This is a genomic window from Mesorhizobium sp. 113-3-9 (assembly GCF_016756515.1).
In the GTDB taxonomy this organism is placed as follows: domain Bacteria; phylum Pseudomonadota; class Alphaproteobacteria; order Rhizobiales; family Rhizobiaceae; genus Mesorhizobium.
Genome location: NZ_AP023246.1, coordinates 1,774,997 through 1,796,296, shown reverse-complemented (window position 1 = coordinate 1,796,296; position 21,300 = coordinate 1,774,997). Strand labels below are relative to the sequence as shown.

Genomic DNA, 21,300 nt, shown 5'->3' with positions numbered 1-21,300 from the left:
GCTCAGATGAATTTGAGGTGGATTTCCTCGCGGTTCAGCATCGCATTGGCGCCGACGGCGAGGATCAGGATAAGGCCCGAGAACAGCTGACGCGCGGCGAACGGGAAGCCGACCATGCTCATTCCGGAATTGACCATGTAGATGAAGAAGACGCCGAGCAGCGTGCCGAACACATGCGGCTTGCCCTTGCCGAGCACGGTCGCGCCCAGGAACACCGCGGCGAACGCCTCCAGCAGATATCCTTCGCCACCCACCGGCTGCGCCGAGGAGGAGACGGAGGTCAGGATGATCCCGCCGATCGATGACATGACGCCAGCCAGTATGAAGGCCAGGATCAACCAGTGATAAACTTTCACGCCCGAATAGTAGGCAGCCATGGGATTGTCGCCGACGGCGGCGATGTAGTGCCCGGGCTTGGTGCGTGTCGAGACGACATGCATCAGCGCCACCACTGCCAGCAGGATCAGGACCGGAAAGGCGACGAAGCCGATCTTGCCCTGGCCGATGAAGGCGAACGCCGTTTCCTTGTAGTCGACGGCGATCTGGTAGCCATCGGTAAGGAAGATGTTGATGCCGCCGAGCACGAACATCATGCCGAGCGTGACGACGATGCCGGACAGCCGCCCGTAGGTGACCAGGAAGCCGTTGAGCAGACCGATGAAGGCGCCGACGAACAAGGCGCCGACGATTGCCAGCCACGGCCCGACGATCGGGATAAGAAAGGCGGTTACGATCGACGTCGTGGTTACCGTCAGACCGACGGAGAGGTCGAAACTGCCACCGACCACCACGAAGGTGAGCCCGACGGAAACCAGGCAGCTGACGATCATCGAGAACAGGATGTTGTTGAAGTTCGACAGCGTCAGGAACCAGGGCGAGGCAAGCGCGAAGCCGATGCCGGTAGCGACGATGACGACGATCGTACCCCAGCGGCGCAGAAAATTGACCAGAGGCGATCCTCGATCCTGCTTCGGTTTGCCTTGCATCGCGACTGTCCCCGAACCGATTTCAGCTGTTGACTGTGCCATCTCATTCTCCTCCCAGGCCGATCCGAGCTTCTCAGCGAGAGGACTCAGGAATTGTAGACGCCGCCATCGATCGTGATCGCCTGTGCGGTCATGTAAGAGGACTCGTCCGAGGCGAGATAGACGAACATCGGCGCGATCTCGCTGCTCAGGGCCTGCCGGCCCATGGGCACCACCGAGGACACGGCTTTCGCCTGGGCGTCGAGGCCACCCATGAAATTGATCGCCGGCTGGTTGAAGGTGGTATCGACCCAACCCGGACAAATCGCGTTGACACGGATATTGTCGGCCGCCAACTCCATCGCGAGCGCTGTGGTGAAGGCTATCACCGCGCCTTTCGAGGCCGAATAGGCGGTCATCCCCGGCCCGCCGCGCTTGCCGGCCAGCGAGGAGGTGTTGATGATCGACCCCTTCCCGTTCTTGCGCAGCATCGGAACCGCGTACTTCGCGCCAAAGAAATGGGCTCGCGCATTGACCGCGAAGAGCGCATCCCATTTCGCGGCATCGAAGTCGGTCACGGCGCCTGAATGCTGGAGACCGGCGTTCTGGCAGAGGACATCGAGCCCTCCGAGCCATGCGGCACCCTCTTCGATCAGCGACCGCACGCTGCCTTCCTCAGTGACATCGACCTTTATGAAATGCACCGCGCCGCCAAACTCATGCGCGGTGGCCGCACCTCTTTCATCCCTGTCGCCGATGACGACTCTTGCACCCTCGGCCACGAAGCCACGAACGGCTTCCTTGCCGATGTTATCGACGGCGCCCGTGATGATGATGCGCTTTCCGCTCAGACGTCCACTCATTTTCGTTCCTTTTCCTGAACGGCTATTGCGGCGATGTCGGACAGCAGTTGCCCCCCGCGACCCCAGCTCTCTTCCGCAACTTCGTTGATGATGACGTGGACACGGTCCCTGGCCGCGCCGCAGACGTCGACCAGCGCATCCGTGATGCGCGAAACCAGTTCGCGCTTCTGGTCGAGCGTCCGCCCATCCTTGATATTCACCTGAACGACAGGCATCGCCTACTCCACAAAGACCTGGCCAACACGATCATGAGGGGCCGGGTCCAGCCCGGCCCCATTTCGGCTTGGTTCAGCCGCCGTAATCCTTCAGGAAGGCGATCGCTTCCTCGTCCATCTTCTGCACCTCGGCCAGCGCCTGACCCGCCTGGTCCTTGGTGATCGCCGTCACCGGAACCCGGCTCTGATAGGGCGGCACCGTCTCGCCCTGTCCGAGCTTGATAGCGATCTCGGCGACCTGCTCACCCATCAGATGCCAGGGCACATCGGTCGAGAATTCGACCGGCGAGTTCGGCTTGACCATCTCTTCCAGCAACTGGTTCGAGAAGTAGTGGTTGAAGATGCGGACATCGGTGCGGCCCATCTGCTGCATCGCTTGCGCGGCGCCGATCGTCAGCGGCCACCACCAGGAGATGATACCGGTCAACGAGCCAGGTTCCGGATTGGCCTGGAGCAGCGCCAAAGCGTTCTCGCGGCCCTTTGATATCTGGTCCTGGGTCGAGACCGAACCGGAGACGAATGGCAGCACCTTCATGCGTGGTTCGTAGCTGGCCATGAGGCTGAACTGGTCTGCCTCCTGATCGAACGGCGTATAGAACCCTTTGCTTTCAGCGGTCTGGACGAATGTACCCTGCCGGCCGGTTACGTTCAGCACGTGATAGGACAGCGTGGCCCCTGTGCCGTAGGTGTCTTCCGTGACAAATGGCGAATCCTTGACCGGCACCGCGAAGCCAACTGTCTTGATGTTGCGCTTCTTCGCCTCGTCCACGAGGTAGGCGGTTTCCGATTCCAGCGAATAGATGCCAAGCACCAGGACATCGATGTCGCGATCCAACAGCGAACGCGCCGAATCCTGTTCACTCTGCTTGCTGGGTGTGCCGCGCACGGTTACGGCCTCGCCGCCCAGCTCCACGACCTTCTTCAGCAGCGTGTAGCAGCCGCGCCGCCAAGGCTGATTGAAAGGCCCGTAATTCAACCCCAGGCCTACCCTTACCTTCTTGGCCTGGGCAATGGCCGGCGTGGCCAGTCCAGCGCTCAAAAGGCCCGCGGCGGCCATCGTGCCGCCGGCTGCTGTCAGGAATGTGCGGCGGCTCAGGCCGGGCACGGCAGGTGATTTGATCTCCTCGGTCATTTGTTCTCCTCCGGTTTGTCACCCCAAGCGGGTCTGTGTGGCGGACGCATCCGATCCGCCTGTCTGCGGGTCGAGTTCGGCCGTAACTTCGGCAAGGAACTCGGCAATGACGCGGGTCACGCGATCGGGCTGCTCGATCGTGAACAGGTGGGCCGCGTCCTCCAGAACGATGAAACGGGCGCCTTCGATACGTTCGTGAAGCCGCGCCATCGTCTCAGGCGGCGCCGAAGGATCGTCGGCCGCGGCGACCAAAAGCGTCGGCAGCGAGATATGCTGGGCGGCACCGGAAATATCCATGTCGCGGATTGCGGCGGCACATCCGGCATATCCTTCCGCCGAAGTCTTGCCGATCATGTCGCGCACCGCGTCCACGACATCGGGACGCGCCGCCCGAAATCCAGGCGTCAGCCAGCGCGTGAGGGTCGGTTCGATCAGGGGTTCGACGCCCTCTTTGCGCGCAAGCCTGACGCGCTCGTCCCACATCTCGATCGAGGCCGAGGCAAACGTCGCACACAGGACCAGACTGGACAGCCGATGGGGCGCGCGCACGGCGAGAAGCTGTCCGATCATTCCGCCCAGCGAAAGTCCGACGAAATGCACTTTCTCGATGTCCATCGCATCCAGAAGCGAGAGGACGTCATCGACCAGAAGGTCGAGAGAATAGTCGTCCGCCGTCGCCTCCGTCCGCCCGTGGCCCCGGGCGTCGAAGCGGATGACACGGTAGTTCTGCGCCAACTGCTGAGCTTGCGCGGCCCACATCGAGGTGTCCGCCGCAAGGCTATTGCTCATCAGCACCGCCGGCGCACCGGCAGGTCCGATTTCCTCGACGTGAACGGAAATCCCGTTGACGAGCAGCCGCTCCAAAACGCCCTCCCCACTCTTGCGCAAACGCATTCCTCGCCATCATGAGATTGCACGGCGACAATTTTGTCAACAATCTTGTTGCAGATTTTGCCGACATATGGCCAATTGCGGAAAAGAGGTGTTGGATTGGATATCGAAACGATCGTCGTCGGAGCTGGCGTCATCGGCCTCGCGGTCGCGCGGCAACTGGCGCTGCATGGCCAGGAAGTCCTTGTGCTCGAAGAGGAAAATGCCATCGGCACACACACCTCGTCGCGCAATTCGGAGGTTGTCCACGCCGGGATCTACTATCCGCCCGGAAGCCTGAAGGCGCGGCTATGCGTCGCCGGACGGCGGATGCTCTACGACTTTTGCGAGCGCCGCGGTGTTCCGGCGAGCCGGCTCGGCAAGCTGATCGTCGCCACCACCCCCGCGCAGATAAAAACACTCGAAGCCCTGGCGAAGCGGGCAGCCGAAAACGGCGTCCTTGATCTCATCGCTATAGATGGTGTTGAAGCCCGGCGCATGGAGCCGGAACTCGAATGTATGGCCGCGCTTCACTCGCCCTCGACCGGTATCATCGACAGCCATGCATTCATGCTCGCCTTGCAAGGCGACGCCGAGGCCCATGGCGCCCAATGTGTCCTGCGCACGCGGGTGAATGCCGCGAGACAGCGAGCCGATGGATTCGACGTTCAGGCAACTGGCGAAAACGGTGCCAATGCCATATCGATAAGCTGTCGGAATCTGATCAATTGCGCGGGGCTTGGAGCCCAGGCGGTCGCTAGCAGCATCGAGAACCATCCACCGGATCGAATCCCTCGCCGCTTCCTGGCGAGAGGAAATTACGTTTCGGTTTCGGGAGCGACACCCTTTTCTCGCCTCATCTACCCCGTGCCGGTGGAGGGCGGTCTCGGCATTCATCTGACTCTGGATCTCTCCGGCCGGATGCGCCTCGGTCCCGATCTTCATTGGATTGATGAAATCGACTATACACCTGATGCACGGGTTGCAGAGGAGTTCTACACCCTCGTGCGATCTTACTGGCCTGGGGTCATGAACAGGGAACTCAATTGCACGCACTGCGGTGTCAGGCCCAAGATCAGCGGCCCTGGCGCGCCGAGCGCGGATTTTCTGGTCGAAGGACCACTTGACCATGGAATCCCGGGTCTAGTGAATTTTTTCGGGATAGAATCACCCGGTCTGACATCCGCGCTCGCGCTTGCCGAATATGCTGTCGGAAAACTATTGGAACGGAGTTGAGATTTTGGCCCAGAACAAGAACAGCCAGCATGTGGCTCAGATCGTCGATTTCATCAAGCAGAAGATCATCTTCGGCCGCCTCAGGCCACGTGAACGCCTGATCGAGGAAGACATCACCGCCCAGTTCGATGTCTCCCGGCACATCGTGCGTGCCGCCATGGCTGATCTTGAGCAGATGGGGCTTGTCTCGCGCCGCCCCAACAAGGGCGTGACGGTACGCGATTTTTCCGTCGAAGAGGTCGAGCAGATCTACGAGACCCGGGCGCTGCTGCAGACCGAAGCCGCACGGCGCATTCCCCTGCCCGCCAGCCGGGAGTTGATCGCCGACCTCGAGGCCATCCATCGCGACTATTGCGCCGCGCATGAGAGTGGCGAACTTCAGAAGGTCTGCACGCTCAACAACAAGTTCCATCGCCGCATCTGGGCGGCATGCGGCAATGTGTGTCTGGCCGGCCTGATCGACCGCGTCTGGGTGGAAACCCTCGGCATCCGTTGCTATGGCATCGGCGACCCGGTTCTCCTGAAGCTTGCGCGCGAAGAGCATGGCCGCATGATCGACATGTTGCGCACCGGTGACCGGGAGGGCTTCATCAGCCTGTCGGTCGATCACATGCAGCCCGCGCTCGAAGCCTACAAGCGGGCGCATGGCGGCTGGAACACCTTGCCCGAGACATTGCGCTGGGTAGAGGAAAGGCAAGCCTCTTGAACCCGTCCTACGAGATCGTCGTTGCCGGGAACAATCTGCGCCTGAAGGACGATTTCCTGGGGATGTCGAATGTCACGCTGATCCATGGCGGGCGCGGTCCGATCCTCTTCGATACAGGCGGCTACATTTCCCGGCTCGGCCTGTTGAAGAAGTTGCGCGAACGTGGCCTCGAGCCGTCCGATATAAAGACCGTCTTCCTGTCGCATCTGCATTTCGATCACGCGCACAACATCGATCTGTTTCGCAACGCGCGGATCGTCGTCAGCCGGACCGAGTGGAACTACGCAGCCAACCCGCATCCCGATGATCTGCTGGTTCCCTGGGGCATTCTCGACCAGTTGTCGCGCGGCCAGGTCGACCTGATCGACGGCGAGGGCGAACTGGAACCCGGCATCTCCTATTTCCCCGCGCCCGGCCACACTCCTGGCAGCTATGCGCTGCGCTTCGAGAGTGCGGAAAAGGGCCGCGTCATCATCGCCGGCGACGCCATCAAATACATCAAGGAGGCGATCCTGGCGCGATGCGACATGGCCTTCGACACGCTGGAAGCAGGCACAGCCACCATAAAGCACATTCTTGCAACGGCCGACCGCATCGTGCCCGGCCATTTTCCCGAGCTCATCAGGCAGCCCGAAGGTTCCTTTTCATGGGAGAGCGACGCGCCCTTCAACCTTCTTGTGAGATAGTCAATCACGCGCTCAGCCGGACGCCCTCCGCGAGGCGATGCTCCCCGAGCAGGAAACTGGGACTTGGCACGAATCCCCTGACCGCCTGGCGCGGCCCTTGAACATTGCGCGCACCTCCAATGCCGAGGAGCGTTCCATGCCACGGTCCACTTGCTGAAAGCGACAGAACCCTCTCCCGGCTGCCACCCGGCGACGCGCGTCAGTTGCCGAGGCAACATCCAGTCTCAGGATCGCCGCTTCCGTCGCGTGGACGGATCCTCTCGCGCTGTATCTTCAACGCCAGACGTGGACGTGGCGATTGCGCAAACCGCGTCGGACCGTCAGTGGTAGTAGATGCCGCCGTCGACGTTGAGCGACTGGCCGGTCACGAAGGCCGACAAATCCGAGGCGAAGAACAGCACCGGCCCGACGACGTCCTCAGGTGCGCCGAGGCGCTTCAGCGCCGCGACATCTTCCCAATGGCGGATCGCCGCCTCGCTGCCGAGGTTGTTCTTGCCCATCTCGGTCAGGATGATGCCGGGGCAGATGGCATTGACAGTGACGCCGTCCATGCCGACTTCCTGCGCCAGCACGCGGGTGAGCGTGATCACCACCGATTTGGTCGCCGCGTAGTGACCTTGCGTCGGCACGCCCTGGCGGCCGGCGATCGATGCGATGTTGATCACCCTGCCCGATCTCCTGGCGCGCATATGCGGCAGCACGGCCTGGCACATCATCAGCACGCCCTTGGCATTGACGTCGAAATGCGCGTCCCAGCTGGCCTCGTCGAGGTCCTGGAGCAGGCTGGGCTTCAGGATGCCGGCATTGTTGACCAGCACGTCGATGCTGCCAGCCGCCTCAAGCAGCGCCTGCGCGGTCGCCTCGATCTCGTGTTTCTTGCTGACATCCATCGTGTAGACATAGGCCTTGCGGCCGGCCGCCTCGATCTCGGCCTTGGTTACGGCAAGCTCCGCGGCCTGCGACGGCAGGTCGGTGACGGCGACGTCGAAGCCCGCCTCGGCGAGCCCCTTGGCGAGCGCCCTGCCGATACCGCGGCTGGCGCCGGTGACGAGAGCCGTCTTGCCCTTGGCCTCAGGAAGAATGGTCATGCTGCTTGCACCTTTGATGTCTTGACCGGGAGCGAATTCATCGCCGCGACCGTGTCGTCGAATGAAACGAGTTTGCCGTCGGAGCCGAGACCCATCGCCACCTTGGCGGCGACGGCGGTTGCAAAGCGCGCCGACTGTTTGAGGTCCCAGCCCTTGACGATACCGACGATGATGCCGGCGGTGAAGGAATCGCCGCAGCCGGTGGTGTCGAAGACCTCGACGTCGAAGGCCGGCAGGTGGAAATCCTCGCCATGCTGCGGCGAGACATGCACGCCATCGGCGCCGAGGGTCAGGATGCAGTTCTTCACGCCCCTCGCCTTGAAGAAGGCGGCAACGCGGGCCGGATCCCGGTCGTGCGCCATCTCGCCCGCCTCGTCGATGCTCGGCACGAAATAGTCGATATAGGGCAGGCACGGCTCAACCAGCTTCCAGGTTTCCGGCGTCGCCTGGATCAGATCGAAGGTTGTGACGCGGCCAAGTTCCTTGGCGCGCTTCAACAGCTTGACCGTCGGCGCGCCATCAAAACGCTTCAACAGCCCTGTACCGCCGACATGGACGACCGTGGCGTCGAGCGCGGCGTCGAGATCGGCATCCGCGACCTCGAACACGGCGGCCGTCCCCGGCACATGCAATGCCGGACGCTCGCCATTTGGCCGCACCGGCAGAATGGTGGAAGAGGTCTGGACGCTGCCGTCGCGGCGCACCAGGCCGCACTCCAGGCCATATTTCTTCAGCTTGGCCAGGAACCAGTCGCCCATGTCGTCGGTCCCAAGCGTGGTGACGGCCCGCGTCTTCAACCCGAGGATGGCGCAGTCCATGCCGGTCGCGCCGGCCGTGCCGGCGACCGTCATGCGGATCTCCTCGATATAGTCGGCCCGGCCGCCTTCGGGGATGCGCGACACCGGCCGCCCCAGGATATCAAGGACGTAGAAGCCGATCGAGCTGACGTCGAATTGTGGCATGGTTGGCTGACCTTTCGAACTCAATGGGTGGTCGAACTCAATGGGTGGCGCGGCGCAGGCCGAAGCTCACGGCCAGCACCAGGAAGACCAGCACGCCGATGCCGACCTGCTGCCAGTAGAAATTCCAGCCAACGAGCAGCAGCCCGTTCTTGACGATGGCAAGCAGCAGGACACCGAGCAGCGTGCCGATCACCGAAGGCTTGCGCTCGCGGCTGAGCGTCGTGCCGATGAAGGTGGCACCGATCGCATCGAGCAGGAAGGCGTTGCCGGACAGCGGTACGTAGGACTTGACCGTTGCCGACAGAAGGATGCCGGTGACCCCTGCCAGCAGCGCGCACAGCACATGCACCATCGACAATTCGCGCGGCACGCGGATGCCGGAATACCAGGCGACGCCGGGCTGCGCGCCCATCGCCTGCACATAGCGGCCGAAGACAGAACGGTGCAGCAGGACGTGGACCGCGATGGCCGAGACGATCAGCACGATCACCGGTGTCGGCACGCCGAACAGAGCGGTGCGGGCAATGGCGTTGAACTGGTCGCCGGCATAGCCGCTGGTGAGGTAGATCGGCTGGCCGCCGCTGGTGGCGAGCTGCTGTGTGCTCTGGCCGATGAACAGCACGCCGAGCGTTGCCAGGAACGGGCTGATGTTGAGCCTAGTGATGAGGATGGCGTTGAGGATGCCGACGACCAGGGCGGCACCCAGGCCGCCACCGACGCCGACCACGCCACTATAGCCGGCGGCGAGCAGCATGACGAAGACCATGCTGGCCATGTCGACGGACACGCCGACGGAAAGATCGATGCCGCCGGACGAGATGACGATGGTGAGCCCGAGCGCCACGATCGCCAGCATGACGACATTGTTGACCAGCACGTTGAAGAGGTTGGCCGGCGTCAAGAAGGTCGGGCTCGCCACCGCGAAGAAGATGACGATCGCCGCGAAGGCGATGAGCACGCTGTATTTGGCGAGGAAAGCGCGCAGGCCCATCTTGGGACTGCCATTGGCCGAGACGCTCATCGTGAACCCTCCGAGCCGCGGGCAAAGGATGTGATGGCCACCACCAGCAGGATCAGCGCGCCCTGCACGCCGTTGACCCAGTAACTCGAGACGTTGAGCAACTGGAAGCCGTTGGCGAGCAGGCCGATGAACAGCACGCTGAGCAGCGTGCCGCCCATGGTCGGCACGAAGCGGCGGGAAAAGACGGTGCCGAGGAGCGCCGCCGCCAGCACCGACAAAAGCAGTTCGCCGGAACCGGGCGTGCTGGCCGAGAGCCGCGAAACGGTGAGGACGCTTGCCACCGCCGCGCAGAAGCCGCTCAGCACATAGGTGAACGACACGTAAAAGGGCACGCTGAGACCGGCCGCGCGCGCTGCTTCCGGATGGCCGCCGACCGCGTAGAGCCTGAGCCCAAACGAGGTGTAGTGAAAGATGGCGATGACGAGGGCGGAGAACAGGATCAGCGCCCAGGCCAGCGCCGAGATGCCAAGAAAGGCCCCGGAAACCAGGAAGCCGAGCAGCGGGGAGGATGCGCCGACGACCGTGTTCTGGGTAAGCGTGAGTTCCATGCCGGCGGCGACGTTGAGCACGGCAAGCGTCGCCAGCAGCGGCAGGATGCCGAGGCCGACCACGGCAAGGGCGTTCAGCGCGCCGACCGCCATGCCGACGGCGATGGCCGCCAGCACCGAAACGAAGTCGCCATGGCCCATGGACAGCAGCGTGGCGTAGACGGCGGCGCACAGCCCCATATTGGCGGCGATCGACAGGTCGATGCCGCCTTCGGTGACATCGGAGCCGCCGCCGATGATGACGGAAGTCATGCCATAGGCGAGCACGCCCAGGATCGCCGACTGCTCGACGACGTTGATCAGGTTGAAGGTCGAGGTGAAGCCCGGCGCGAAGACGACGAAATAGGCCATGATCGCGGCGAAGGCGGCAATCGCGCCGAGCCGCACGACGAGGGTGGCGAAGCGCCGGCCAGCACTTTTGCCTGTGGCGCTGGTTTGGTCGGACACGCCGGCTTGGGCGTGGACAGTTGTCGCGCTCATGCCGCCACTCCGTCAGCGTTGGAGCGCGCGCCTGATGACGCCGCGAGCAACGCATCGCTGTTCATCGTCGCACCGGAGAAGGTACCGGCCAGCCGGCCGCGATAGACGACCAGCACCCGATCGCACACGCCGACCAGTTCGAGCAGGTCTGACGACAGAAGCAGGATCGCCGCGCCCTCGCCCGCCAGCCGGTTCAACAGATTGTAGATTTCGACCTTGGCGCCGACATCGACCGCCACCGTGGGCTCGTCCAGCACGTAGACGCGCGACTGGCAGCTCAGCCATTTGGCGATCGCCACCTTCTGCTGGTTGCCGCCGGAGAGTTCGCGCACCAGCGCGTCGCGATGCGGCGTCTTGATCGACAATTCCTTGATCAGTCCGTCGACCGCCTGGTTCTCGCTGTTGCGGCTGACCAGCCCGCTTCTGGAATAGCGGCGCAGGCTGGCCAGCGAAATATTTTCGCGCACCGACAGGCCGAGCGCCACGCCGTGCGCGCGACGATCCTCCGGCAGCATGGCGATGCCGTCACGCACTGCCTTGACCGGCGTCGACAGCGACAGCTGCTTGCCCTCGAGCTTGATCTGGCCGCCATCGGCGGTCTTGAGGCCGAACAGACACTGCACGATTTCCTTGGCGCCGGAGCCGAGCAGGCCGGTGAGGCCGACGATCTCGCCGGCGCGAACGTTGAAGCCGATGTTTTCGAAGCTGCCGCCGAGCCGCAGATTGGCGACTTCGAGCACCGGCGCGCCAAGCGTGACCGAACGCTTGGGAAACATCTCGCCGACATCGCGGGCGATCATCATCGATATGATTTCGTCGATCGATGTCTCACGCGGGTCGACCGTGCCGACATCGGTGCCGTTGCGCATCACGGTGACGCGGTCGCAGAGCTTTTCGATTTCCTGCATGTAATGGGAAATGAAGACCACGGCGATGCCGTCGTCGCGCAGCCGGCGCAGCACGTCGAACAGGCTGTCCACCTCGCGTTTGACCAGCGCCGCCGTCGGCTCGTCGAGCACCAGCACGGACGCCTTCTGCGCCAGCGCCCGCGTGATCTGCACCACCTTCTGCTGCGCCGTGGTCAGGTCCTTGACCAGGGTTCCCGCCGGCAATTCCATGCCGAAGAACCGCTTCAACAGATCGGCCGCCTTGCGCTCCATGGCGCGGCGGCTGACGAACGGACCGAGGCCGATTTCATGGCCGAGGAACACCGCCTCGCCGACCGTCGCGGTCGGCACCAGCAGCCTGTCCTGATGGATAAAATGCACGCCGAGCTTTTCCACCGATGCCGGCGACAGCGAGGTCACGGTCTCGCCATTGATGACGATAGTGCCGCTATCCGGTCGGATGATGCCGGCCAGCACCTTGATGATCGTCGACTTGCCGGCGCCGTTCTGGCCGACGAGGCCGAGGATCGAGCCGCGCGCGATCTGGAGGTTCGCGTTCTCCAGCGCCCGCACCGGACCGAACCGCTTCGATATGTCCGTCATCGATACAGCAATTTCACGCTTTGCTGTCTGCATGGCCGTCAATCCTGGTTGATGGTGGCGGGCGGCCATTTCCCTGGGGATGGCTGCCCGCCGTTTCGTTCCGCCTATTTAACGCCTGCCTTCTCGGCGGCGTCGAGGAACGGCTTTCCTTTTTCGGCGGCATTTTCCTTGTTGATCAGCACCGCCGGTACGAAGGTGAAGGGCGCAACCTTCTGGCCGGCAAGATATCTGGCGGCATTGTCAACCGATGTCTTGCCGATCTCATAGGGCTGCTGCGCGGCCACCGCGCCTGCCGACGACTTCGGATCCATCACCATCTTGATGACTTCCGGGCTGCCGTCGATGCCGTAGGTCTTGACCTCGTTGCGGCCGGCGGCCTCGACCGCCTGCGTGGCGCCGATCTGCGGCACGTCCCAGCAGGCCCACACCGCGCCGATCGAGCCCTTCTCGGGCGACTTGGTCAGCATGTCGGTGACGTTGGAATAGGCGCTCTGCACGGTGTTCGGGATGACGTCGCGCAATTCCGGCTCGACGATCTTCACATCCGGGAACGAGGTCAGCACATATTTCAGCTGGTCGTAGCGGATCTTGCAGACCGGCACGCTGTAGAAGCCGTTGAAGACCAGCACATTGCCCTTGCCGCCCATGTCGGCGACCATCTGCAGCGCGATCTCGGCGCCGATATTGTAGTTGTTGGACGTGGTGTTGTTGATGGCGTGCGGCGTCGCGGTGTCGACCGTGAACAGCGGGATGCCGGCATCGCGGATCTTCTGCAGCCACGGGTTCAGCACTTCGAGATTGCCGAGCTGCTCGATGATGGCGTCGGGCTTCTGCGCGATCAGCGTCTGCAGCTGCGCGATCTGCTGCTGGTCCTTGCGGCCGGCGTCGAGTGCGATCACTTCGCCGCCGAGCTCCTTCACACGATCCTGGATGCCGCGGAACGCCATCAGGTCCCAATAGTGATCCGTGCCGATGGCGGAGACGCCGATGCGCTTGCCCTTGAGCGACAGTTCCTCGGCACTCGCGCCCGAGATGGCGGCCAGGCTGCAAGCCGCCGCCAACCCCAAAGCGAGCGCCTTGACGAGGCCTTTCATTGATCCGGTCATTTCATTTCCTCCCTTGTTGATCGCTCCGGGCCTTCCCGGAGGATTGTGCCAGATGGCCGCCGCTCAGGCAGCAGCCTCCTTGTCGCGCAGGCCGTAGCTGGCCATGCGCTTGATGACGTTCTCGATCTCCTCCTCGGACAGGATCGGCGGCTCGCCGATCTGCAGGGCGCCGTGATACTGCCGCGCCAGCGTTTCAACCTCGACCGCCAGCCACATCGCCTGGCTGAGGCTGGAACCGACCGCGATCATGCCGTGCTGTGCGAGCAGGCAGGCCTTGCGGTCGCGCAGCGCCTCCACCGCATGCGCCGAAAGCTCCGCCGTGCCGAAGGTGGCGTAAGGGGCGCAGCGAATGTCGCTGCCGCCGGCGACCGCCACCATGTAGTGGATCGCCGGTATCTTCCTGCCCATGATGGCGATGGTCGTGCAATAGGTCGGATGCGCGTGGACGACCGCGTTGACCTCGGGCCGCGCCTTCATGATGTCGAGATGGAAACGCCATTCGCTCGACGGCGGCAGGCGCCCGTCGACCTCGCCGTCCCAGGCCATGAAGACGATGTCCTCGGGCACCAGCGTGTCGTAAGGCGTGCTGGTCGGTGAGATCAGCATGCCCTCGCCATGGCGCCGGCTGACATTGCCCGAGGTGCCCTGGTTGATGCCCAGCGCGTTCATCTTGAGGCAGGCATCGATGATTGCCTGGCGTGCCTCTAGGTCCGAAACGGTCATGCGATATTCCAATCCTTGCTCGGCCCGTCACCAGGCCGTGTAGCCGCCATCGATCGACAGGATCGCGCCGGTGACGTAGCTCGACGCCGGCGAGGCGAGAAACAGGATCGCCGAAGCGATCTCGTGCGGCTCGCCGAGCCGGCCCATCGGCGTCATGTCGATCCAGGTGTTGAAGAGTTCCGGACGCTCGCGCATTTTCAGCGTCATCTCAGTGCCGACATAGCCCGGCGCCAGGGCGTTGACGCGAACGCCCGATTTCGCCCACTCGACGGCGAGCGCCTTGGTCATCATGTGCACGGCGCCCTTGCTCACCATGTAGGAGGGCGCGGTCTGCGGACGATTGATGACAAGGCCCGACATCGAACCGAGATTGACGATCGAGCCCTTGTTGCGGGCGACCATCGAGCGGCCGAAAGCGCGCGAGGCCCAGTAGACGCCGTTGACGTTGACATCCATCACCAGGCGCCATTCCTCGTCCGATGTGTCGAGCGCGGTGTTGAGGCGGGCGATGCCGGCGCTGTTGACCAGTATGTCGACCTGGCCGAAATCGCTGACGATCCGGGCGGCCATCGCTTCGACGGCTTGCGGATCGGTGACGTCCAACACGCGGCCGTCGACGCTTGCGACACCGGCCGCGGTGAGCTCGTCGGCGGCGGCTTTCAGCCCTTGCGCATTCATGTCGAGAAGGACGATGCGCGCGCCGCAAGTGCCAAGCGCCTTGGCGGCCTCCAAGCCGATGCCGCTGGCGCCGCCGGTGACGACGGCAACCTCGCCCGTCAGGTCGAATTGCGACCGGTAATCCACGCAGATCCTCCATCGGACCAGGCTTGCACGCGGGCAAAATCTTTCCCTCGCCGCCAAGGCGGCGTCGCAAGCCGATCGATCCTGATAATGCCTCCGGGGTCAGGCTCCTCCCGACCCCATGACAAGGACGTTACAGAAGCTTCCCGGGTCCGTCAATCTGGTTATAACCAGAAAACGGATTCTTTTTCACGGATGTGATTCAGGTGCGATCGACACCGTTCACCGTCGCCGACGGCTGCTCGACCGCCATGTGGATGCGGGCGACGGAGGAGTTGTAGAAGGCCTCGTAATATTCGAGCGCCGCGCCGTCCGCGTCATAGGCGATCGACTCGATCTCGATCAGCGGCGTGTTGGCGGCAACGCCCATCTGCTCGGCCTCTTCCTTGGTGGGCAATGCCGCGCGCAGCCAGCGGTCGGCGCGCTTCACCGTCAGGCCGAACACCGCGCGGATGGTGCCGAAAATCGACTGGTTTTCCGACAGGATGTTTTCGAGACCGGGCACCCGGTGCCCCGGCAGGCTGATGCGCGTCATGGTGATCGGCGCGCCGTCGGTCATGTAGACGCGGCTGATGCGGACCACGCTGCCATTGGCGGGAATGCCGAAGACGCTGGATTCCTTCTCGTTCGGCGGGCAGCGGTAGATTTCGAGCGTGCGCGTCGAGACCTTGTGGCCCTTCGCCGTCAGGTCGTCGAACACGCCGAGATTGGCGGTCATGAAGTCGACATGCTCGCGCGGTGCGGCGACGAACATGCCCTTGCGCGGCATCTTGATGATGCGGCCTTCGCTGGACAGCGAGCCGATGGCGGCACGCACGACCGGACGCGAGACGCCGAAGAAGTCGCACAGCGCCTGCTCGGAAGGGATGCGCGAATTGGCCGCCAGCAGGCCGGTGTTGATGGCTTCCTCGACCTGGTTGCGCAATTGCACCCACAGCGGTGCCGCCTCGTCGCGGTTGAGCTCGACCTTGGAACCGATCGAGCGGAACGCCTCGGCGGCTCCGGCATCTTCCTGGTCGTAGCGAGGACGCCCACGCATTCTGGTCGTTTGTTCCATTCGGTCCCGCCGCAAAATCATTTGCCGCGACTCAAGGAGCGGCAGCGTCCTCCCTAACGGAGGCCGCCAGCCATATTCACGCTCTCCGGCAAGTTTCGCAACCACAGCATGGCCACGGCTCCGAGAAGCGGGCCGGGAACCAGCAGCAGGAAGGCCCAGCGCCAGCCGCCGATGAGGTCGGCAAAGTGCGGTGTCAGCCAGATGGCGAGCACCGTCAGCGCGAAACCGGCGCCAAGTTGAACCGAGAGCGCCGTGCCGACAAAGCGGCGGTCGGCAAGCTCGGTGATGGCGGCGGAGAACTGCGCGGAATCGCCGATAACCGAAATGCCCCAGACGACGGCCACCAGCATGAACAGCCAGAGCGGCCCGGTGAACAGAAAGCCCATCAGCAGGGCGCAGCTTCCGGAGACGATCATCATGCCGGCTGTGGTCGCCGTTCGGCCGATGCGGTCCGACAGATAGCCTCCGAGCAGGCAGCCGAGGATGCCGGAGGCGACGACGAAGAAGGTCGACAGCGAAGCGGCGGCGGCTGTTCCGATCGCTTGCGTTTCGAAAGCCGCGCGCGTGTAGGCAAGCAGCCACGCCCACATGGCGTAGAGTTCCCACATATGGCCGAGATAGCCGAGATTGACCAGCAGCAGCGGCTTTTCACGAAACACCTGGCCGATGCGCGCCGGCTCGAACACCGCCTTGCCGAAGGGATAGGGGCCCTCCTTGGCAAACAGCAGGAACAACAGCGCGCCGACGGCCGTCGCCAAGCTGGCGGCGGCGACCACCGGCCGCCAGTCGAGCGCGCTGGAGGCGGCGCGGAAGAGATGCGGCAGCGCCGAGCCGATGGTCAGCGCGCCAATGACCGCGCCGAGCGCCAGCCCCCTGTCGCGAGTGAACCAGGTTGCGACCAGCTTCAGGGCCGGGGGATAGACGCCGGCGAGTGCCGCGCCAGTGACGATGCGCGCGGCAATGGCGCCGGCCGGATCGGGGTGGAACAGCAGGCTGGCATTGGCGAGCGCGGCAACCATTGCCGCCGCCGCCATGAGACGGCTGAGCCGCACCAGGTCGGGAAGGTTGACCAGGCTCGCCGCCAGCGCGCCGATCACGAAGCCGACCTGAACGCCATTGGTCAGCCAGGCCTCGGCGCCAGGGCCGAGCGCAAGCTCCTGCTTCAGCTCGGGCAGGATGGCGGTCGCCGAAAACCAGGTGGTCAGCGACAGGACGACCGCCAGGCAAAGCAGGGACAGAACGCGCCAGCGTTCGCGGTCGGCCGCCACGCCAAGCCGGCTGTCGCCCGCCGTGTTCATACGCCTTGCAGCGGAACGGTGAACACCGTCGCCGTGCCGGTGAGACAAAGCTCGCCCTGGCCGTTGCGCACGCTGGTCTCGATCTTGCAGATCGGCTTGTCGGGGCGCACCTCCTTGACCTCGACGCGTCCGGTGATCTCCTCGTCGACGCCAACCGCCTTGACGAACTTCCAGGCGACCTCGAGGAAGACGGTGCCGGGTCCCGGCAGATCCTCGGCGACCAGCGCATTGAGGATGCCTGAGGTGACGCCGCCCTGGACGATCAGCTTGCCGAACACCGATTTCTCGGCCAGCGCGCGGTCATAGTGCAGCGGATTGCGGTCGCCGGTGATGTCGGTGAAGGCTTCGATGTCGCTGATGCGCGTGCGGCGCGTGCGTTCGGCAAAGGCGCCGACCTGCGGGCGGCCCTTCACAACGCCTGCCCAGCCGTCTTTCGTCTCGGTGCTCATTTCGGCCTCTCCTCTGTTGCGGTTTCGACGGGTTTGAAGGCCGGCAGGACACGGCCGCCTATGGCTGTCGGCGCGAGCAACAGCGCGTCCCCTACCCCAGGCGATCGCGTGCCCGGCAAGATGAAGCTCAGCATGGTCGGCCCTTCGGCCAGTTCGACCAGCCCAACCACGTAAGGTGCCGCCGGCAGCCAGCCGGGATGGCCCGGCTTGTGCACGTGTGAAAAGGATTTCAGCTGGCCCCTGCCCGACGCCTCCTTCCACACGAGGCGCTTGCTCCAGCAATGCGGGCACATGGGGCGCGGGTAGAATACGGCCTTCCCGCAGTCCTCGCAGTGCTGGATTTTCAACCGCCCTTGCGCCGCCGCGTCCCAGAATGGCTGGGTCAACGCGGTGATCGTCGGAGCGGGGGTTTTCAATGTGTTGAGATCGACGGACATCAGGCGGCTCCCAGCACGAGCGCGGTCGCCTCGCTCATCGTCGCGCCATTGCCGGTGACCAGCGCCAGCTCGGCCTTGCCGATCTGGCGTTCGGCCGTCTCGCCTCGGAGTTGACGCACCGCCTCCACGACATGCGTCATGCCGCCGGCAAGATCCGGCTGGCCGAAGCCGAGCTGGCCGCCATGTGTGTTGAGCGGCTTGTCGCCCCGGTGAGAGAGATCGTGGTCGCGCAGCCACGCGCCGAACTGACCGGGCGCGCACAGACCGGCATCCTCGATCGTCGTGGCGACCATGATCGTGTAGCAGTCGTAGAGCGACAGGAGATCCATCTCCTTGGCGTCGGTTCCGGACTGCGCGAAGGCCCGGGCCATGGCGCTCTTCAGCGGACCCGAGGTGAGGCTGGGCGCCTGGCTGACCGCGCGATGCGTGACCTTCTCGCCGGCGCCGAGCAGATGCACGGGTCTTCTGGGCAGCGAGCGTGCACGTTCGGCCGAGGTGACGATCACCGCCTCGCCGCCGGCGACCGGCATGACGATTTCGTAGAGATGCAATGGCGATGCGATCATCGGCGAAGCCAGCACAGCGTCCACATCCGCCGGCTTGCCGAAAAAGATGGCGTCGGGGTTGAGCTGCGCATTGGCGCGCGCCGCGGCGGCGATCAGCGCGAAATCCCTGGCGGTCGAGCCATGCTGTGCCATATGCGCCTGCATCAGCAGCGCGTAGGAGATGTTGGCGCCCGAGGCGCCGAACGGCACGTCGAACTCGCGGATCGGATTGCGGTTGGGCGAGCGGGGTGCCGCCGCCTCGCGGTTGTTGGCGAGCACGCACAGCACTGTCTCGCACATGCCGGCCTCGATCGCCGCCGCCGCGCGCCAGACCATCCCTGCCCCCGAGGCGCCACCGAGGTCGACGACATTGGCCATGGTCGGCGCCAGACCGAGATATTCGGCGATCGTTGCCGGAACATGCTGCGGCGTCTCGCCGACCTGCGGCCCGACAAGCAGCCCGTCGATATCAGCTGGCTCCAGCCCGGCATCAAGCACCGCCAGGCGCGAGACCTCGGCGATCATCTCTAGCGTCGTCACGCCGCTGGTCAGGCGTTGCGGCTTCAACTCGCCGATACCGACGATCGCTCCCTTGGCCCGGCTCATGCCGCCTTGCTCCTGTCGAGCGCACGGTATTCCTCGAGGCATGCGGGATTGGCGAGCGAAGCCATGTTTTTCACCGGCTTGCCCTCGAGTGTCGTTCGCGCCGCACCTTCCACCCGTTTGCCGTTGAGCGTGTAAGGCACGGCCTGCACCGCATGGATGCGATGCGGCACGTGACGCGGCGATGCGCCCTCGCGGATGGCGCGGCGGATCCGCGCGGCAAGCTCTGATGTGAGGCCAAAACCAGCGTTCAGCTTGACGCAAAGCACGATCTCCTCGTCGCCCTCGACCGGCGCGCCGAAGACCAGGCAATCCTCGATCTCGGCGAAGGTCTCGCAGGCCGCGTAGATTTCGGCTGTGCCGATGCGCACGCCGCCGGGCTTCAGTGTCGTGTCCGAACGACCATGGATGATCCCCGAGCCGTACGCCGTCATCTCCGCGACATCGCCATGCGTCCAGATTTCCCGGCGTGCGGCGAAATAGGTGGCGTGGTAACGCGCGTCGCCGTCCTTGCCCCAGAAGGTCAGCGGCATGGATGGGAACGGTTCGGTGCAGACTAGGTCACCTTGCCGGCCGATGACCGGCGCGTTGCGCTCGTCCATGACAGCCACCGCGAGGCCCAGCCCTTTGACGGTCAGTTCGCCACGGCGAACGGCGTGGATCGGCGACCCGAGCAGGAAACAGCCGATGATCTCGGTGCCGCCCGAGATCGAGGCGAAAATCATGTCCGGCTTCACCTGCGCGTAGACCCAGTCGAACTGGCTGGGAGAGACCGGCGCGCCGGCCGAGAGCAGGGAGCGCAGCGAGGACAGGTCGTGCAACCGCCCCGGCGCGTAACCTTCGGCGGCCAGCGTCGCCAGATATTTCGGGCTGGTGCCGAAATGGGTGACGCGTGCACGCTCCGCCATTGTCCACAGCGGACTGGGGTCGAGGCCATCAGCGGTCTTCAGGATCGGCGCGCCGTCATAGAGCACCACGGTCGCGCCGCAGGCGAGGCCCGAGATCAGCCAATGATACATCATCCAGGCTGTGTTGGTGTACCAGCTCATCACGTCGCCGGGGCGAACGTCGCCATGCAGCAGATGCTCCTTCAGATGCTGGAGCAGCACGCCGCCGGTGCGGTGGACGATCGCCTTCGGCGCGCCTGTGGTGCCGGAGGTGTAGAGCACATAGGCCGGATGATCGAAGGGCACGCGTTCGAAGGCGAGCGTGCCGTCGCTGCCGAAATCGTCGAAGGCGATACAGGCCGCCGCGCAGTCCGGCTTTGCGCCCGGCTCGCCGGTCAACACGAGCGTGGTCACCGTCGGCATCGCGGCGGCGATCTCGGCCAACCGCTCGGAGATGTCGTGTTCCTTGCCCGCGTAATGATAGCGCGGCGCGGCAAACAGCACCTTGACCCCGATCTGGCCGAGGCGGTCGACGATCGCCGCGGCGCCGAAATCCGGAGAGCAGGACGACCAGACGGCGCCGATCGACAGCGTCGCCAGCAGCGCCACGAGACCTTCGACACGGTTGGGCAGGATGCCGCCGACGCTGTCGCCGCTGGCCACACCGGCCGCGCGCAGGCCTTGTGCCGTCCTGGCGACGCGCCGTCGCAACTCGCCAAGGGTGAAGGTGCGGAAATGGCCACTCTCGTCGGTCTCGATGACCGCGGTCCGATCGTCGTCGCCCCGCAGCAGGTTTTCCGCGACATTGAGTGATGCGTCGGGGAAGAACCGGCTCCGCGTCATCGGCGCCTGATCGTCGCGCAGGAAAGATCGCGCGCCGGGATCGCCGATCACGCGGCCAAAGTCCCACACCGCCCGCCAGAACGCGCCGAGGTCACTGACCGACCAGCGATGCAGCGTTTCGTAGTCGCGCGGGTCGAAGCCGTTGGCCCGGCAAAAGCGCGCAAGATTGGACGATTCGAACGCGGCTGGCGCCGGCGCCCAAAGCACGGATGACATGAATTTCCTCCCGGAATGCAGGCCGGCACGAAGCCGTCATCTTGTCTGCATGTTGCTTTCAGATTATTGGTTA

At 64.3% G+C, this 21,300-nt stretch carries 22 protein-coding genes; 3 read left to right on the top strand and 19 right to left on the bottom strand.

The features are described from left to right. Nucleotides 1-2: 2 nt before the first annotated feature. From MesoLj_RS08690 to pcaD, 5 genes are all read right to left on the bottom strand, one after another. The gene (locus MesoLj_RS08690; protein WP_244735325.1) at nt 3-1,028 is read right to left on the bottom strand and encodes an ABC transporter permease; all 1,026 of its coding nucleotides are present in this window, start codon (nt 1,026-1,028) and stop codon (nt 3-5) included. A 44-nt stretch (nt 1,029-1,072) separates the two neighbouring features. Next, nucleotides 1,073-1,828 (bottom strand): SDR family NAD(P)-dependent oxidoreductase, encoded by a 756-nt coding sequence (locus MesoLj_RS08685; protein WP_202325739.1) that lies wholly within the window; start codon nt 1,826-1,828, stop codon nt 1,073-1,075. Further along, nucleotides 1,825-2,043 (bottom strand): 2-hydroxymuconate tautomerase, encoded by a 219-nt coding sequence (locus MesoLj_RS08680; RefSeq protein ID WP_172348339.1) that lies wholly within the window; start codon nt 2,041-2,043, stop codon nt 1,825-1,827. The genes MesoLj_RS08685 and MesoLj_RS08680 overlap by 4 nt, the downstream gene beginning before the upstream one ends. A 73-nt stretch (nt 2,044-2,116) precedes the next feature. Then, entirely contained in the window at nt 2,117-3,175 is a 1,059-nt protein-coding gene (locus MesoLj_RS08675) for a sugar ABC transporter substrate-binding protein (protein WP_172348338.1), read from the bottom strand. 18 nt (nt 3,176-3,193) lie between these two features. After that, nucleotides 3,194-4,069 carry a 3-oxoadipate enol-lactonase gene (gene pcaD / locus MesoLj_RS08670; protein ID WP_202325738.1) on the bottom strand — a complete coding sequence of 292 codons (876 nt, stop codon included), beginning with the start codon at nt 4,067-4,069 and terminating at the stop codon, nt 3,194-3,196. A 96-nt stretch (nt 4,070-4,165) separates the two neighbouring features. Between pcaD and MesoLj_RS08665 the strand changes: the two genes are divergently transcribed. The 3 genes from MesoLj_RS08665 to MesoLj_RS08655 are packed head-to-tail and all read left to right on the top strand — an operon-like array spanning nt 4,166 to nt 6,673. Further along, nucleotides 4,166-5,281, top strand: a complete 1,116-nt coding sequence (locus MesoLj_RS08665; protein WP_202325737.1) for an NAD(P)/FAD-dependent oxidoreductase — start codon at nt 4,166-4,168, stop codon at nt 5,279-5,281. A 4-nt stretch (nt 5,282-5,285) separates the two neighbouring features. After that, nucleotides 5,286-5,987, top strand: coding sequence for a GntR family transcriptional regulator (locus tag MesoLj_RS08660; RefSeq protein ID WP_202325736.1), 702 nt, complete (start codon nt 5,286-5,288; stop codon nt 5,985-5,987). Then, entirely contained in the window at nt 5,984-6,673 is a 690-nt protein-coding gene (locus MesoLj_RS08655; RefSeq protein WP_140772486.1) for an N-acyl homoserine lactonase family protein, read from the top strand. Before MesoLj_RS08660 ends, MesoLj_RS08655 begins: the two co-directional genes overlap by 4 nt. 320 nt (nt 6,674-6,993) lie before the next feature. On the opposite strand, the gene MesoLj_RS08650 is transcribed toward MesoLj_RS08655, so the two are convergent. The 14 genes from MesoLj_RS08650 to MesoLj_RS08585 form a co-directional block, all read right to left on the bottom strand. Continuing rightward, the gene (locus tag MesoLj_RS08650; protein WP_202325735.1) at nt 6,994-7,761 is read right to left on the bottom strand and encodes an SDR family NAD(P)-dependent oxidoreductase; all 768 of its coding nucleotides are present in this window, start codon (nt 7,759-7,761) and stop codon (nt 6,994-6,996) included. Next, on the bottom strand, nt 7,758-8,723 hold the full coding sequence (locus MesoLj_RS08645) for a carbohydrate kinase family protein (protein WP_202325734.1): 966 nt from the start codon (nt 8,721-8,723) through the stop codon (nt 7,758-7,760). Before MesoLj_RS08645 ends, MesoLj_RS08650 begins: the two co-directional genes overlap by 4 nt. Before the next feature lie 37 nt (nt 8,724-8,760). Then, nucleotides 8,761-9,744: an ABC transporter permease gene (locus MesoLj_RS08640; RefSeq protein WP_202325733.1), complete on the bottom strand. Its 984-nt coding sequence runs from the start codon at nt 9,742-9,744 to the stop codon at nt 8,761-8,763. Then, nucleotides 9,741-10,772: an ABC transporter permease gene (locus MesoLj_RS08635; protein WP_202325732.1), complete on the bottom strand. Its 1,032-nt coding sequence runs from the start codon at nt 10,770-10,772 to the stop codon at nt 9,741-9,743. The genes MesoLj_RS08640 and MesoLj_RS08635 overlap by 4 nt, the downstream gene beginning before the upstream one ends. Next, a complete protein-coding gene (locus MesoLj_RS08630) occupies nt 10,769-12,295 on the bottom strand; it encodes a sugar ABC transporter ATP-binding protein (protein ID WP_244735324.1) in 1,527 nt (508 codons plus the stop codon). The genes MesoLj_RS08635 and MesoLj_RS08630 overlap by 4 nt, the downstream gene beginning before the upstream one ends. Before the next feature lie 71 nt (nt 12,296-12,366). Then, a complete protein-coding gene (locus MesoLj_RS08625; RefSeq protein ID WP_202325731.1) occupies nt 12,367-13,368 on the bottom strand; it encodes a sugar ABC transporter substrate-binding protein in 1,002 nt (333 codons plus the stop codon). Nucleotides 13,369-13,431: 63 nt separating this feature from the next. Then, entirely contained in the window at nt 13,432-14,091 is a 660-nt protein-coding gene (locus tag MesoLj_RS08620; protein ID WP_202325730.1) for an L-fuculose-phosphate aldolase, read from the bottom strand. A gap of 27 nt (nt 14,092-14,118) precedes the next feature. Beyond that, on the bottom strand, nt 14,119-14,895 hold the full coding sequence (locus tag MesoLj_RS08615; protein ID WP_140772497.1) for an SDR family NAD(P)-dependent oxidoreductase: 777 nt from the start codon (nt 14,893-14,895) through the stop codon (nt 14,119-14,121). A gap of 199 nt (nt 14,896-15,094) precedes the next feature. Beyond that, nucleotides 15,095-15,931: a GntR family transcriptional regulator gene (locus MesoLj_RS08610; RefSeq protein ID WP_056577120.1), complete on the bottom strand. Its 837-nt coding sequence runs from the start codon at nt 15,929-15,931 to the stop codon at nt 15,095-15,097. 71 nt (nt 15,932-16,002) lie between these two features. Next, entirely contained in the window at nt 16,003-17,247 is a 1,245-nt protein-coding gene (locus MesoLj_RS08605) for an MFS transporter (protein WP_202325729.1), read from the bottom strand. Further along, nucleotides 17,244-17,696, bottom strand: a complete 453-nt coding sequence (locus MesoLj_RS08600) for a MaoC family dehydratase (protein WP_056577114.1) — start codon at nt 17,694-17,696, stop codon at nt 17,244-17,246. The genes MesoLj_RS08605 and MesoLj_RS08600 overlap by 4 nt, the downstream gene beginning before the upstream one ends. Continuing rightward, a complete protein-coding gene (locus MesoLj_RS08595; protein WP_202325728.1) occupies nt 17,693-18,133 on the bottom strand; it encodes a Zn-ribbon domain-containing OB-fold protein in 441 nt (146 codons plus the stop codon). Before MesoLj_RS08595 ends, MesoLj_RS08600 begins: the two co-directional genes overlap by 4 nt. Beyond that, the gene (locus MesoLj_RS08590; RefSeq protein ID WP_202325727.1) at nt 18,133-19,284 is read right to left on the bottom strand and encodes a thiolase family protein; all 1,152 of its coding nucleotides are present in this window, start codon (nt 19,282-19,284) and stop codon (nt 18,133-18,135) included. Before MesoLj_RS08590 ends, MesoLj_RS08595 begins: the two co-directional genes overlap by 1 nt. Beyond that, complete coding sequence (locus tag MesoLj_RS08585; RefSeq protein ID WP_202325726.1) at nt 19,281-21,227, bottom strand: acetoacetate--CoA ligase; 1,947 nt, start codon at nt 21,225-21,227, stop codon at nt 19,281-19,283. The genes MesoLj_RS08590 and MesoLj_RS08585 overlap by 4 nt, the downstream gene beginning before the upstream one ends. Nucleotides 21,228-21,300 lie beyond the last annotated feature (73 nt).